This window comes from Amycolatopsis anabasis, from assembly GCF_009765355.1.
Taxonomy (GTDB): Bacteria; Actinomycetota; Actinomycetes; order Mycobacteriales; family Pseudonocardiaceae; genus Amycolatopsis; species Amycolatopsis anabasis.
Genome location: NZ_VTHK01000038.1, coordinates 1 through 14,431 on the forward strand (window position 1 = coordinate 1; position 14,431 = coordinate 14,431).

The 14,431-nt window shown below is 70.8% G+C and carries 11 protein-coding genes; 4 read left to right on the plus strand and 7 right to left on the minus strand.

The annotated features are described in order from the left end of the window. Nucleotides 1-82: 82 nt before the first annotated feature. From FXO23_RS35770 to FXO23_RS35795, 6 genes are all read right to left on the minus strand, one after another. Nucleotides 83-2,236, minus strand: coding sequence for an MMPL family transporter (locus FXO23_RS35770; RefSeq protein ID WP_158890589.1), 2,154 nt, complete (start codon nt 2,234-2,236; stop codon nt 83-85). Between the two features lie 17 nt (nt 2,237-2,253). Then, complete coding sequence (locus FXO23_RS35775; RefSeq protein ID WP_158890591.1) at nt 2,254-3,420, minus strand: alpha/beta hydrolase; 1,167 nt, start codon at nt 3,418-3,420, stop codon at nt 2,254-2,256. A 13-nt stretch (nt 3,421-3,433) separates the two neighbouring features. After that, nucleotides 3,434-4,756 carry a condensation domain-containing protein gene (locus FXO23_RS35780; protein WP_158890593.1) on the minus strand — a complete coding sequence of 441 codons (1,323 nt, stop codon included), beginning with the start codon at nt 4,754-4,756 and terminating at the stop codon, nt 3,434-3,436. A 2-nt stretch (nt 4,757-4,758) separates the two neighbouring features. After that, nucleotides 4,759-6,186, minus strand: coding sequence for a condensation domain-containing protein (locus tag FXO23_RS35785; RefSeq protein ID WP_158890595.1), 1,428 nt, complete (start codon nt 6,184-6,186; stop codon nt 4,759-4,761). Nucleotides 6,187-6,202: 16 nt separating this feature from the next. Further along, nucleotides 6,203-7,480: a condensation domain-containing protein gene (locus FXO23_RS35790; RefSeq protein WP_158890597.1), complete on the minus strand. Its 1,278-nt coding sequence runs from the start codon at nt 7,478-7,480 to the stop codon at nt 6,203-6,205. A gap of 316 nt (nt 7,481-7,796) precedes the next feature. After that, nucleotides 7,797-8,396, minus strand: coding sequence for a TetR/AcrR family transcriptional regulator (locus tag FXO23_RS35795; RefSeq protein ID WP_158890599.1), 600 nt, complete (start codon nt 8,394-8,396; stop codon nt 7,797-7,799). A gap of 75 nt (nt 8,397-8,471) precedes the next feature. Between FXO23_RS35795 and FXO23_RS35800 the strand changes: the two genes are divergently transcribed. From FXO23_RS35800 to FXO23_RS35815, 4 genes are all read left to right on the plus strand, one after another. Further along, entirely contained in the window at nt 8,472-11,567 is a 3,096-nt protein-coding gene (locus tag FXO23_RS35800; RefSeq protein ID WP_158890601.1) for an MMPL/RND family transporter, read from the plus strand. A gap of 565 nt (nt 11,568-12,132) precedes the next feature. Next, nucleotides 12,133-12,816 carry a rhomboid family intramembrane serine protease gene (locus FXO23_RS35805; protein WP_158890603.1) on the plus strand — a complete coding sequence of 228 codons (684 nt, stop codon included), beginning with the start codon at nt 12,133-12,135 and terminating at the stop codon, nt 12,814-12,816. Between the two features lie 67 nt (nt 12,817-12,883). Further along, on the plus strand, nt 12,884-13,417 hold the full coding sequence (locus FXO23_RS35810) for a class I SAM-dependent methyltransferase (protein ID WP_158890605.1): 534 nt from the start codon (nt 12,884-12,886) through the stop codon (nt 13,415-13,417). 49 nt (nt 13,418-13,466) lie between these two features. Next, a complete protein-coding gene (locus tag FXO23_RS35815; RefSeq protein ID WP_158890607.1) occupies nt 13,467-14,141 on the plus strand; it encodes a peptidylprolyl isomerase in 675 nt (224 codons plus the stop codon). Here the strand turns inward: FXO23_RS35815 and FXO23_RS35820 are convergent. Further along, complete coding sequence (locus FXO23_RS35820; RefSeq protein WP_158890609.1) at nt 14,138-14,293, minus strand: MlrC C-terminal domain-containing protein; 156 nt, start codon at nt 14,291-14,293, stop codon at nt 14,138-14,140. The genes FXO23_RS35815 and FXO23_RS35820 overlap by 4 nt on opposite strands. Nucleotides 14,294-14,431 lie beyond the last annotated feature (138 nt).

Genomic DNA, 14,431 nt, shown 5'->3' on the forward strand with positions numbered 1-14,431 from the left:
AGCACGACGACCACCACCCGACAGCGGACCTGACTAGTTACCCGGCCGGTTCTAACCGGCCGGAACACTCACGACCCCGTCACTAGGTGCGGTGCAGCACTCGTTCCGGTGCCGTTTCGTCGGCGTGCTCGGCCCGCGGAGCCACCTTTCCAGGCCACCACGCGGGTTTCCCGATCAGCGCGGTCAGGCTCGGGGTGAAGAACAGCGCCATCACGAACGCCGCGATCAGGATGCCGGCGGCCAGCGCGAACCCCATCTCCGCGAGCAGCGGGGAACCGGCCAGGGTGAGCGCCGCGAACGAACCGGCGAGGATCACGCCCGCCGCGCCGATCGTGGGCCCGGTGTGCCGGATCGCCAGCGCGGTCGCCTCCCCCGGCCCGTGGCCTTCGGCGGTTTCCTCCCGCAGCCGGGCCACCATGAGGATGTTGTAGTCGGTGCCGAGCGCGACCACGAACATGTAGATGATCAGCGGCATCATGAAGATCAGCCCGGACTTGCCCGCGAAGTCCTGGAACAGGAACGTGGTCGCGCCCAGCGTCGCGGCGAAGCCCAGGCCCACCGAGACCATCACGTACCAGGGCGCCACGACACTGCGCAGCAGCAATCCGAGCAGAATCGCGATGAGCACCGCGGCCACCGGGAACACCAGCTTGTAGTCGTCGCTCATCACCGAGCCGATGTCGGCGAACACCGCCGTGGTCCCGCCGACCAGCGCGGTGCTCCCCGGCGGGGCAGCGGTGTGCGCCTTGTCGCGCAGCGGACCGGAGACCAGATCGATCGCCTCGGTGGACGCGGGATCCGGGCGCAGCGTGAGCGTGTAGCTCGCCGTGCGACCGTCCTTGCTCACCTCCGGCCCGGCGACCTGGCCGACACCGTCCACTTGCGACAGTGCCGTCCGGTACCCGGCCAGCGCCCCCGGATCCAGCGGGGCGTCGGCGCGCAGGTACACGTTCGTCGGGCTGGCCATCCCGGCGGGCAGGCCCTTCTGCAGGTCCTTCATCGCGACCTGCGATTCGGCGTTCGTGGGCAACGAGTTCGACGCGAGGTCGAAGTTCGGCTGGTAGTGCAGCGCGCCGAGGCCCAGCGCGACCATCACCACCCCGGAAGCCACCGCGAACACCGCCGGACGGCGGCCCACCGCCTTGCCCAGCGCCCCGAACCGGGCCGCCTCCGCCTGCCGCCGCCACGACTTCGACGGCCAGAACACCTTGGTGCCGATCAGCGACACCACCGCCGGAACGAGGGTCAGCCCGGCCAGCACGGTCACCGCGACGGCGATCGCCAGCGACGGCCCCATCGCGCGGAAGAGCCCGAACGAGGACAGCGTCATCGCCAGGAACGCGATGATCACCACCCCGCCCGCCGAGGCGATGGCCTCGCCGACCCGGGACACCGCGCTCACCATGGCCTGCTTCGGTTCCTCCCCGGCCCGCAACCGTTCCCGGTACCGGAACATCAGGAAGAGAATGTAGTCGGTGCCGATCCCGAACAGCACCACGATCAGCAGCGAGGTCACCGAACTGTCGGTCTTCAGCCCGAACCAGGTGGCCACGCACGCGATCAGCCCGTTCGCGATCTGCGACACGATCCCGATCACCACGATCGGGAACAGCGCGATGATCGGGCTGCGGAAGATGATCAGCAGCAGCACGAGGATGAGCAGGACGGTGGCGATGCCGATCAACGCCTCGCCGTGGCTGGACGCCTCCTGGGTGTCCACGTTCTGCGCGGCGACCCCGGTCGTGCCGACCTTGAGCCCGGTCCCGGCGGTGAGTTCCGGCAGCTCCGCGCGCAGGGCCTTGACCGAATCGCGGACCTCGGCCTGGTTCGACGGGCTCAGCTTCGGCAGTTTGACGCCGATGGTCTGCACCAGCTTGTTCGGCGACGGCGGCCCGGGCAGCACGGCCTGCACGCCCGGAATGTTCTTGCCCTGCACCTGCGGCGCGATCCCGGCGATCCGCGCGGAATCGGCGCCGCTCAGCGGTTTCCCGTCCGCGCGCTGGAAGACCATGATCACCGAGGGGCTGAACGCGGCGGGGAACGCGTCGGTGCCGAGCTTCGCCGCCTGGACCGACTCCGAACCCTGCGGCAGCGAGTCGCTCTCCGAAACGCTCTTGGGCATCGCGGGCGAAAGCAGCAGGACCACCGCCCCGAGCACCACCCAGACGGCGATCACCCACCACGCGTGGCGGACGACCCCGCGGCCGATCCTGCCGAATATCCCCTGTGCTTCCATGCGGCCTCTCTCTTCGTTCACTGCGTGGGTAGGTACTGGTCGAGGAACTGGCCGAGCACGTGCCGTCCGACCTGGCCGCCCACTCCCCCGTACGACCGGTCGAACGCGTGCTCGCCGTAGGGCATGACGACCATCCGGTGCGGGACCCGGGCCGCCTGCAGGCGATCGGCGACCGCGGTGACCCGGTTCTCCCGGACCAGGTGGTCACTGGCCCCGGTGACCAGCAGGGTCGGCATCAGCCCGGGCCGCACCTTGGTGAGCGCGGAAGCTTCGGCGTACCGGCCGGGGAACTGCTCGGGCGAGCCGCCGACGTATTCGTTGCCCGCGCGGATCGCGAAGTCGTCCGGGCCGCGGTCGTCGTAGACCCCGGTGACGTCCGCCGCCGGGTAGAAACCGGCGGCCACCGCGGGCACCGGCGGGTTTCCACCGCAACTGCTGGCCAGCGAGTGCTCGGCGAGGCCGTAGGCGACGTTGAGCGAAAGGCTGCCGCCCGCCGATCCGCCGGAGATGGCCAGCCGGGCCGGATCGACCGCGTACTCGGCGGCGTGCCCGGCCACCCAGGACAGCGCGCAGGCGACGTCCTGGGACGCGTCCTGCCAGCGCGGCGGCGGCGCGAGCCGGTAGTCGACGTCGAACACCGGGTAGCCGCGATCCGCCAGCCACCGGTCGACCCCGGCCTGCTCGTCGCGCTTCCCGGTGACGAAACCGCCGCCGTGCACCAGGACCACGGCGGGCCGGGGGCCGGTCGCCGGTCGCGGCGGCAGCCAGACGCTCAGGTCGAGCCCGACCCCGCCGACCTCGGCGTACCGGACCGTCTTGTCCGCGTGCACGTCCGGCTGCCCCGGTTCGGTCAGCCCCTGCCACCAGGACACCGACACCCCCTGGTCCGAAGCGAAACTCAGCTGGGCGACCAGGACCACCACGGTGCCCGCCACGCCGAACGCGCCGAGGCCCAGCGCGGCGCCGCCGGTCCGCCGCGCGCCGGTCCACCACAGCAGCACCGAGCCGAGCAGCCCGAGGACCGCGGCCAAGACCGCGTAGAACACGTAGGTCCCGACGAGATCCGACCCGAACTCGCCGAGCACCGGTGTCCCCGGCAGCAGGACGCCCACCGCGAGCAGCGCCACCACCAGGGTCCACAGCAGGACAACCACGATCAGTCCACGCCGTGCCCACTTGCGCAAAACCAGCTCCTCCTCAGGCCGCGACCGCCACGGCCGAGGTCAGCACCTCGGCGAAGGCGTCCGCGAAACTCTCGATCGTGCGGTCGGCGACCGCGGTGGCGGGATGGCGTGCGCGCAGGAAGAGGCCCTCGTCCGTGCGGGAAACCCAGAACTGCGCGTCGTCGGCCGTGGTGACGCTGCTCAGGTGGTACGCGGCGGCCGGGACGTGGTGCTCGGCGCCGGGGAACCGGCGGTAGTCGATGTAGGACAGCATGAACACGTCGTCCCGGTCGCGCCGGAAGTCCACTCCGGACAGTGCCACCGGCACCGGCACGTCCGCGTACGCCAGCGCCTCGCGGAACGCCGCACGGGCGTCACGAACAGTATCGGCGAATCCACTGTGGACCTTGAGTTCGAGCGGGGCGACCGTGGTGAACCAGCCGATCGCGTGTTCCCAGCGCGGCTCGTTCCGGGTGTGCAGCGGCGCGCAGACCCGGACCTGTTCGCCCCCGCCGAGCCGGTGCACGGCGCCGGCGAGCGCGGCCAGCACCCCGGCGAAGACGCTGCCCCCGGCGGCCCGGCATTCCCGCTCGAACGCGGCCGCGCCGCGCGCGTCGAGCACCTGCTGGCAGCGCATGCGCTGCGGTGGGCGCTGACCCGGCGTTACCCCCAGTGCCAACGGAAACGCCGGGCTGGTGCCCCCGCACGCGGTGAGGAACTCCGACCAGCGCGCCGTGGCGGCGGCCCGCCGGTCCGGCGGCACTTCGGACGCCTGTTCCCCAGCGCAGTAATCGACGAAACTGCCGACCGGGGGCAGTTCGGCGCCGCGGTACAGCTCGCGCAGTTCGTGCACCGCGAGCGCGAGCGAGTACCCGTCCGCGTCGCAGTGGTCGAACGCGCAGAACACCGTGCCGCCGCGCGCGTGCAGCACCACGGTGAACAGCGACGACGGCCAGGACAGCGGGTCGCACACCGCGCCGATCCGCTCGCGCAGGAGCGCCCGCGGGTCCGGCGCGGGCACCGGATCGGCGGCCACCAGGTCGAAATCCTCCGGCGCCACCACGAACCGCTCCCCGGCCCGGAAACCGCTGCGCAGCGTCTCGTGGCGGCGCACCCAGCGCACGAACGCCGACCGCAGCGCCTCGACGTCCACCGGCCCGGGCAGGTCGAACGCGCAGGCGAGCCAGTGTCCCGGGCCCTGGCGGCGCGCGGTCTCCAGGTGGAACCGCTGGTTGAACGACGGCGGCACCGGCGAGGGCGCCGCCCGGTCCGCGGCCGCCAGCGTCGAGCGGGCCGGGGTGAACTCGACAACCCGGCCCGGCTCGACGGGCAGCCGATCGAGGGTGGAAAACCGCATGCCTACGCCGGATTCGCGGCGGTCAGCCGCTCGCCGATCCGGTACTGACCGGTGCGCGCGAGGTCCTGCAGGACCTGGCGCAGGTGGTTCAGGAAGTGCGGCACGGTGGACCGGGCGACCTCGGTGTCCGGATGCCGGGTCTTCAGGTAGGTCCGCTCCCACTGGCGGTTCACCCAGATCGGCACGTCCCGGCTGTCGCCCGGGCCGACCAGCGCCTGGCAGTCGGCCTCGTCCCAGTCCCGCGAACCCGGCGCGTGGCGGCAGTCCAGATAGGACACCATGGGCGGCACCGCGCTCGGATCGGCCTGCACGGTCAGGCCCGACATCAGCTCGGCGACCCGCAGCAGCGAGACCCCGGCCAGCGCCTGCGCCTCGGTGAACGCGTGCTGCGCCCCGCCGACGACCTCGCTGAAGCTGGCCCGCCCGGCGACCGGGAAGGCGACCGGCGCCAGGTTGATGAACCAGCCCTGGGTCGCCTGCCAGCGCGGTTCGTCGCGGGTGTGCACGACCGTCAGCCCGCGGTAGGACTCGTGCCCGGCCAGCTCGTAGGCGGTGATGCCGAGCGCGGCGAGCAGCCCCGCGGAGAACCCGGCGCCGTGCGCCTTGCACACCCGGGAGAACGCGTCGGCCTCGTCCGCGTCGAACAGGTCCAGGTGGATCGGCACGCTCGGGTAGGACTTGCCGTCCTCGACGCCCAGGTCCAGCGGGAAGGCCGGCGGCGGCCCGGCCAGCCAGAAGTCCAGCCAGCGGCCGACCTCAGGGGATTCGGCGGTGATCTCGGCGGCCCGTTCCCGGTCCAGCGCGCAGGCGTCGACATAGCTGCCGACCTCGGGCAGCTTCGCCTCGACCCCGGCCAGTTCGGCCTGGTACAACGCGCGCAGCTCGTGGAAGACCAGCAGGACCGAGTAGCCGTCGGTGTGCGCGTGGTCGACCGCGAAGTACACAGTGGACGACGAGTCCCGGAGCACGGCGCCCGCGACGAACGGCGGCCACCGCAGCGGATCGGTGCCCGCGTCGAACCGGTCGAGCAGGTGCTCCCGGACCGCGGCGGGCGTCTCGTGCGCCCCCACGGAGACCGCGTTCAGCGACAGGAGCTCCTCGGGCACCGCGTGCCGCTGCAGCTTGCCCTCCTGCTGCGAGAACCAGGTGAGCAGCGTGGAGTGCCGCCGGATCCACTTCTCCAGCGCGGCCGCCATCGCCTCCGGCTGGAGCCTTCCCGGCAGGTCGAACACCGTGGCCAGCCACGGCGACTGCGCCTTGCCCACCGCCTGGTTCGCCAGGCGCCGCCAGATGTGGTTCTCCTGGACGTACGACGGCGGCGCCGGGTGTTCCGGGGCATCGGCGGCGGTTTCGACGGCCGCATCCGGCAGCCGGAATTCGACCACCTCACCGGGTTCCGGCGCGTAGTCGAGGATCGAGGTCATCAACATGGCAGGGATTCCCTTTCTAGCTCGCGGTGTGGGCGGCGAGCCCGGCCACCGCGTAACTGCCTTTCGCGGCGACCTGCCGCATGATCCGGCGCACCCGCTCCACGTAGCGCGGCACGGCGGTCCGGCCGAGTTCGGTCCCCGGGTAGCGGGAGGCCAGGTAGACGCCCTCGAAGGAGCGGTTCACCCACAGGTAGACCTCGTCCGCGTGCGGGGTGCGGCTGCGCAGGGCCGCGGCCTTCCACTCGGGCCACTGCTTCGCGCCCGGCGCGTGGCGCAGGTCCATGTACGACACCACGAACCGGGGATCGAGCGGGACGCCGAGCAGTTCGGTGACCCGCGCGAACGGGACCGCGGCCATCGGCCGGGCCTGCTCCGCGGCCGCCGCCGCGTCCCGCATCACGTGGTGGAAACCTCCGGAGGTGACCCGGAAGTCGAGCGGCGCCAGCCCGACGTACCAGCCGAGCGAATGCGCCCACCGCGCCTGGTTCCGGGTGTGGAACGGGGCGAGCGCCCGGAATTCGCGGCGGCCGGTGTCCTCGTGGCCGGCGATCGCCAGGCAGGCCAGCACCCCCGCCTGGAAGTTGCCGCCGCTCTTGCGGCAGGCGGTGTCGAACGCCTTCGCCTCCGCCACGTCGAGCAGCCAGTCGAAGCCGCCGCTCTGCTTCGTGACGGCCGCCGGATCGTCGGCGCCCACCGGCGCCGGGAAACCCGGCAGCTCACCCCCGTTCGACGACACGAATTCGCGCCACCGGCACACCGTCTCGTGGTCGCTGTGCACCCGGACCGCGTCCTCGCGTTCCAGGCTGGCGAAGTCGACGTAACTCCCGACCTCGGCCAGTTCCGCCGCGCCGCCCGCGACCGCTGCCGCGTACAGCTCGCGGATCTCGTGCGCGATCAGCGAGATCGAGTATCCGTCCACATTGGAGTGATCGAGGCCGAGGTACAGGGTGGTCGAATCGGCATGGGTGACCGTGGCGAACACGTAGGACGGCCACGCCAGCGGATCCGTCTCCGCGTCGAAGAGATCCTCGAGGTACCCGGCGAGTTCGGCGCCGTGCGCGAAATCACCGGCGACTTTACCGTGCAGTGCCACCGACCCCGGATTGAGGGTGATCCGAGCCATCTTTCCCTCGGTGCAGAACAATCCGCTGCGCAGCGCCTCATGCCGATCGATCCAGGCGAGCAAGGCAGTTTTCAGCGCATTCGTGTCGAGTTCTCCGGGCAATTCGAACGCGGTCGCCAGCCATGACGGCGAGCGGCGACCGGCCCGTTCGGACACCAGGGAACTCCGCACATGTGCTTCCTGCACATAGGAAGGCGGCCGCGAGTCGGGTATCCAGTGCAGGGCACTGGGACCGAGGCGCGGTCGCCACTCGGTCAGCAGTCCAGGGCGGACGTCATGATCGGATAACTCAGTGAACTTCATTCCCACGCCATTCATCTTGCGTTTACAAAAGGAGATGAATTGAAACAAAGAGCAAGCAGGGCGGCGCTGACCCGTTAAGACCACCGATAGGCTATTCAGCCAGCCCGAAAACACGCAACAGGCTCATATTGTGAACTACGGCACCGGACGCGGAAACCCGGGCAAAAATGCAGTTTCTGGCAGCTTATTCTTGGCCCGTGCCAGTTGCCAGCCCGGCGGCAACGAGCAGTCCCCGCAATCCGGCCGCGACCTGTTCCCCGGTGGGCGCGTTCGCGGAGTCCAGCAGCCATTGCAGGGCGAGCCCGTCGACGAGCGCGAGGATCAGGCTCGCCACCCCGGAGAAGGTCGGATCCCCCGGATCCGGTTCCCCGACGAACTCGGCGGCCACGGCCGCGATCTGCTCCCGCATCCGCTGGTACTGACCGGCGGCGAGTTCGCGCAACTCCTCGTCCCGGGCCGCCCGCGCGGCGGCGTCGAGGAACGCCAGGCTCAGCTTGCGCCGCTGCGCCATGCTGTCCGCGTAGGCGACCAGGCTGGCCACCAGGCGGTCGAACGGGGTCGTCGCGTCGGTCCGCAGGGCGATCTCGGTGAAGCGGTCGCACCAGTCGGTGAAGGCCGCGCCGATCGCCTCGGCGAGCAGGGCGTCCTTGGAGCCGAAGTGGTAGCCGATCGAGGCGAGGTTGGTCTTCGAGGCGCCCACCAGGTCGCGCGCGGTGATGTCCGCGTAGCCCTTGTCTTCCAGCAGCCTGCGCGCCGCCTCCAGCAACCGCTCTCGATTACCCACCCGTAGACCCTATCTCCCCGCGCGCTGTGGCTCACGTCACGTATACAAGCGTCTTACACGTTGTTTACTACGGGTGTGAGTCATCGGGAGTTCGGCGTCTTCACCCGGCTCGGCCGCTTCGTGACCCGGTACGCGGCCCTCGTGGTCATGTTCTGGGTGGCCGTCGCCGCGGGGCTGAACCTCGCCGTCCCGCAGATCGAACAGGTCATCGCCGAGAAATCGGCCCCGTTCGTGCCCACCACGGCCGGTTCCGTGCAGGCCACCGAGGTGATGTCCGACGCGTTCGGCGACCGGGGCTCGCAAGCGCTGGCGTTCGTGGTGCTGTCCAACGAGAAGGGCCTCACCGACGCCGACCGGAGCTACTACGGCCTGCTCGCCGACCGGCTGCGCGCGGACACCGAGCACGTCGCCTCGGTGCAGGACACCAAGTCCCGGCCGGGCCTGGCGGACGCGGTGAACAGCAAGGACGGCAAGGCGATCTACCTGCCGGTCGGGCTGCACGGCAACGTGGGCACGCCGGAGGTGTCCCGGGCCGTGCAGGCGGTCCGCGACCACGCCGCCAAGCAGGTGCATTCGGACAACCTCAAGGTGCAGGTGACCGGCCCGTCCGCGACCATCTCCGACGAACTGCACGAAACCGACGCGAGTATCACCGGCATCACGATCGCCACCGTGGTGCTGATCGCGATCATCCTGCTGCTGATCTACCGGTCCCCGATCACCGCGGTGATCCCGCTACTGGCGATCGGGGTCTCCCTCGCCATCTCGCGGGCGGTGATGGCGTGGACGGGCGAGCGGTTCCTGCCGGTGTCCACCTTCACCACCGCCCTGACCACCGCGATCGTGCTCGGCGCGGGCACGGATTACGCGGTGTTCCTGATCAGCCGCTTCCACGAACACCGCAGATCCGGAACCGAGGCGCAGACCGCGATCGCCACCGCGACCTCGCGCGTGGCCGCGGTGATCGTCGCGTCCGCCGCGACCGTCGCGGCGGCCTGCGCCTGCCTGTTCCTGGCCAAGATCGGCATCTTCCGCACCACCGGGCCCGGGGTGTCGATCAGCGTCCTCGTCACCCTGCTGGTGTCGCTCACCATGACCCCGGCGCTGCTCTCCCTGGCCGCGCGCCGCGGCTTCGCCGAACCGCGGCGGGCGCCGAGCGCGCGGGGCTGGCGCGCGGTCGGCGCCCGCGTGGTCCGCAGACCGGTGCCCGTCCTGGCGCTGAGCCTGGTGATCCTGCTGGCGCTGGTCGCCTTCCTGCCCGGGATGCGCCTCGGTTTCGACGAGCGCGGGGTGCAGCCGGACACCACCGACAGCAACATCGGCTACGCGAGCCTGCGCGACCACTTCCCGGCCAACGAACTGCTGCCCGACTACCTGCTCGTGCGCGCGAACCACGATCTGCGCAATCCGGCGGACCTCGCGGCGCTGGAGAACATGGCGGACGCGGTGTCCAAGGTGCCCGGGGTGAGCATGGTCCGCGGCGCCACCCGGCCGCTGGGCACCACGATCGCCGAGGCGTCGGTGGGGTACCAGTCGGGTGAGGTCGGCAAGCAGCTCGATTCGGCGGCCAAGCAGCTCGCCGACGGCCAGGGCAAGGCCGATCAGCTGGCCCAGGGCGCGCAAAGCCTCGCCGGGGGCGCGAAGGAACTGGCCACCGGGGCGGGCGGACTGGCCGCGGGGACCGGGAAACTCGCCGAGGGCTCCCGGGCCGCGGTGGACGGCGCCGGGAAGCTGCTGTCCGGCCTGGAGGCCGCCGACGGCGGCGTCGGGACCGCGGCCGACGGCGCGAAACGGCTGCACGAGGCGTCGGCCCAGCTCGCCGACGGCGCGCGGCAGCTGTCCGGGACGCTGAACTTCGCCTACCAGCAGGCGGTGTCCACAGCGGACAGTCTGAAGCTGGCGCTGGACGGGCTGAACGCGAGTCCACTGTGTACGGTCGACCCGATCTGCCGGAAGGTCCGGGAAGGGCTCGGCGCGGTCTACCACGCGAACCGCGACCAGTTGCTGTCCGGGCTGCGCCAGCTCGCCGAGGGCGCCCAGCGGCTCGCCGACGGGAACACCCAGCTCGAGGGCGGGCTCGGGCAGCTGCGCGCCGGGCTGACCACCGCACGCGACGGTATGGGCCGGCTGACCTCGGCGCAGCGGACCTTCGCGCAGAAGCTCGGCGAGCTGTCCCAGGGCGCCGGGCAGGCGCACGACGGCGCGAACCGGCTGGCGGACGGGACGGGCAAGGCCGTCGACGGCGCGGGGCAGGTGGCGGGCGGCACGGCCACGCTCGCCGATTCGACCAAGCAGCTCGAAGGCGGGCTGCGGCAAGCGGCGGACTTCCTGCTCGAGGTCGGCACCGGCGCCAAGGACCCGACCATCGGCGGGTTCTACCTGCCGGCGCGGGCGTTCAACGATTCCCGGCTCGCGCTCGCCAGCGGCTACTTCGTCTCGCCGGACGGGAAGACCGCGCGGATGATCGTGCTCGGCGACACCGATCCCTTCGGCGCCGAGGCGATCGACCGCGCGCGGGCGGTCCGCGCGGCCGCGGAGCAGGCGTCGCACGGCACGCCGATCTCCGGCAGCGCGATCTCGGCGACCGGGATGGCGGCGACCAACGCGGACCTGGACGATCTGGTGAAGTCCGATTTCCTGCTGGTCGCGCTGATGGCGCTCGGCACGATCTTCGTGATCCTGCTGCTGCTCCTGCGCAGTTTCGTCGCGCCGCTCTACCTGCTGATCTCGGTGGTGCTGTCCTACGGTTCCGCGCTCGGCCTGTCCGTGGCCGTCTGGCAGCACCTGCTGCACCAGGACCTGCACTGGTCGGTGGCCCCGATCTCGTTCATCGCCCTGGTGGCCGTCGGCGCCGACTACAACCTGCTGCTGATCACCCGGATCCGCGACGAATCGGCACGCGGCACCCGGTCCGGGGTGATCCGCGCGGTCGGCGCGACCGGCGGCGTGATCACCTCCGCGGGCGTCATCTTCGCGGCGAGCATGTTCGCCATGCTGGCCGGAAACGTGACCACGCTCGCGCAGATCGGGTTCACCATCGGCGCGGGGCTGCTGCTGGACACCTTCCTGGTGCGCACGCTGACCGTCCCGGCGACCGCGGCCCTGCTGGGCCGGAACAACTGGTGGCCCGCCCGCGAATCACGGCACAAAGCCAAAACCTCCGCCACCTAGTCCCGGGGTCGTGAGTGTTTGGGCCGGTTAAAGCGGTCTCTCATTTGGTCACCTACTTGTGACCTGGCGTTCCCGTTCGACGAGCCGCACTTGGCCGACACAGTGCGAAACCGGGCGGGTGGTGGTGCTCGGAGGTACCCAATGCGGCGTTCGGTACCTTCAACGCCCCGAAAGCCACATTGGTGTCCTCCGGGTACCCGCTGGCGCGTGTCCCCCGTTTCGGACGTGCGAGTCCCTCGTTTCGGTAGGCCGAGTTCCCCATTTCGGTAGGTGCCCCTCCGGGGCACCCCGACGAGCACGGCCTCGTTGCGGTTCCTCTTAGCCGACACAGTGCGACGAGCATCGGGGTGGCAGCCAGGCGGCGCCTGCACGCCCAGGCCGGTCACCGTCTCTTGTAAGGGAACCAAGTACTGGGGGTCGTGAGTGTTCCGGCCGGTTAGAACCGGCCGGAGCACTCACGACCCACGAATCCATGCGGCGTCCGGTGCGTGCGTGCGGGTGCGCGGTGGCGATATTCTCCGCTCGCGGCGCGCGGAGGCGCCGCCTGGATGGGGGATGGACGCGAATGAGCATCGGCAGCGAAAGACACCCGGTCGCGGGGGCACGGGACGCGGAGACCATTCTCGCGGAGGCGCGGAAGGCACTCTGGGTGATGGTCGGGTTCCTGGTGGTCATCTGGACCGTGCAGATCGTGAACTGGGCGAGCGACTACGACCTCAGCCTCGACTACGGGATCCGGCCGCGCGACGTGGGGTCGCTGCCGGAAATCTTCAGCGCGCCCTTCCTGCACTTCAGCTGGGGGCACATCGAGGGGAACTCCGGGCCGCTGTTCATCTTCGGCTTCCTCGCCGCCTACCGGGGGGTGCGCAAGTTCCTGATGCTGACCGCGCTGATCGTGGTGGGCAGCGGGATCGGCGCGTGGTTCACGCAGGCGCCGAACTCGGTCGGGGCCGGGGCCAGCGGGGTCGTGTTCGGGTACTTCGGGTACATCATCGTGCGCGGCGTGTTCGACCGCCACCGGATCGACATCGTGATCGGGCTGGTGATGGCCCTGTGCTTCGCCTACCAGTTCTCCGTGCTCATCCCCGCTGAAGAAGGGATCGGCTGGCAATCGCACCTCTTCGGGTTCATCGCCGGGGTGCTGGGCGGGTGGATCTTCCGGGACCGCCGCCCCAAGAAGGTGGACGCCGCCGAGGACGCGCCGCCCGGGCCGACCACCCCGCTGATCCCGAAGGACCTCGGCTTGTAGGCCGGTATTCCGGACACGGGGAAAACCGGTTGCCCGGGCGGTGAACCACTAGGCAGCATCGGTGATCGTGAATGAATCCGTTGCGGTCATGCCGTTCTACGACACATTCGGGCGGCGGCTCGTCGCCTGGGCGGGTGTGGCCGGCGGGGACCGGGTCCTGGACCTCGGCAGCAGCCAGGGTTCGGTCCGGCTCCCCGCACTCGAACGCGTCGGCGCCGAAGGGGCGGTCGTCGGGATCGACGCCACGAACGCCGCCCAGGTCGAACTGGCCGGCGAATCGTTCGACGTGGTGTTGTGCGGGCTCGCACTGCACGTCATGGTCGCGCCGTTCCGGGTGCTCGCCGAGGCATACCGGGTCCTCCGGCCCGGCGGGACACTCGCGTTCTCCGTGCCCGTCCCCGAAGCGATGACGCCGCCCCCGCCGCTGGACGAACTCGCCCAGCGGATGGGTTTCACCGACCCCGAGTACAGCTTCGAGGAAGTCCACCTGCTCTACGACGCCCTCGATCCGTTCTCCCGCAGGCGGTTCCGGGCCCAGATGCAAGGCGGAGGGTCCACAATGGATGCGAGCGCGCTGTTCGTGAAGCTGATCCGGCCGTGAGCGACGATCGGCCCTTTGCCCCGGGCCGCCGGATGGCTAGGTTGACCCCATGAAACTGCGCTGGTCCATCCTCACCGCAACCGCGGCCCTCGCGCTCACCGTGCCGGTCGGTGCGGCCCAGGCGGCCGAACAGCCGTCGGCCCAAGGCCGGCCGTACCTCACCCGGTGCGAGTTCACCCCCACGCCGGAGAACCCGGCCGCGAAACCGGTCCACCCGCCGCTGCCGTGGGCGTTCAACCGCGGCACCGTCCGGGCGACCATCGAAACCAACTACGGCGACGTCCGGCTGAAACTGGACCGCGCCAACGCGCCCTGCGCGGTGCACAACCTGGTGCACCTCGCGCGCCACCGGTTCTACCACCGCACGCAGTGCTTCCGGCTGACCAACTCCGCCCGGCTCGGCGTGCTGCAGTGCGGCGACATCCACTCGGTGGAGAAGGGCGGCCCCGGCTACAAGTTCGCCGACGAGGTGACCGGCAAGGAAACCTACCCGCGCGGCACCATCGCGATGGGCAACCAGGGCCCCGGCACCAACGGCAGCCAGTTCTTCATCGTGCACTCGTTCGCGAACATCAAGCCGATGTACACCGTGCTCGGCCAGGTCACCCGCGGTATGGAGGTGCTCGACCGGATCGTCGCGAACGGGATCATCCCCGGCGACAACGGCGAGCAGGACGGCCTGCCCGCGAAACCGGTCAAGATCCACCGGATCGTGGTGCGCTAGAGCAACTCCGGGGTGAGCGCGAGCAACCAGGCCGCGTCCGGCTCGTACAGGTCCGGCTCCAGGTAACCGATCTTGACGCCCGTCAGATCGCGCTCGGCGGGATCCAGCCCCAGGCCGGGGAAGTCGGCGACGTGCGGTACGAACCCCGTCACGCGTATACCCGGAGCCTGCTGGCCGCCGTTCCCGGCGGCGAGGTATAGTGACCTCGGCGCCGTGCTCCCAGTGACCCCCAGGCTGGTCGAGCGCGGCGCCCTACTTGTTCGGGCGGCCTGTCGGCCGACCTCCCCGGG

Excerpts from the sequence above, each read along its gene's own strand:
- FXO23_RS35785 (WP_158890595.1), bottom strand. The coding sequence starts at position 6,186 with ATGTTGATGACCTCGATCCTCGACTACGCGCCGGAACCCGGTGAGGTG.
- FXO23_RS35815 (WP_158890607.1), top strand. The coding sequence starts at position 13,467 with ATGAAACTGCGCTGGTCCATCCTCACCGCAACCGCGGCCCTCGCGCTC.
- FXO23_RS35770 (WP_158890589.1), bottom strand. The coding sequence starts at position 2,236 with ATGGAAGCACAGGGGATATTCGGCAGGATCGGCCGCGGGGTCGTCCGC.
- FXO23_RS35780 (WP_158890593.1), bottom strand. The coding sequence starts at position 4,756 with ATGCGGTTTTCCACCCTCGATCGGCTGCCCGTCGAGCCGGGCCGGGTT.
- FXO23_RS35805 (WP_158890603.1), top strand. The coding sequence starts at position 12,133 with ATGAGCATCGGCAGCGAAAGACACCCGGTCGCGGGGGCACGGGACGCG.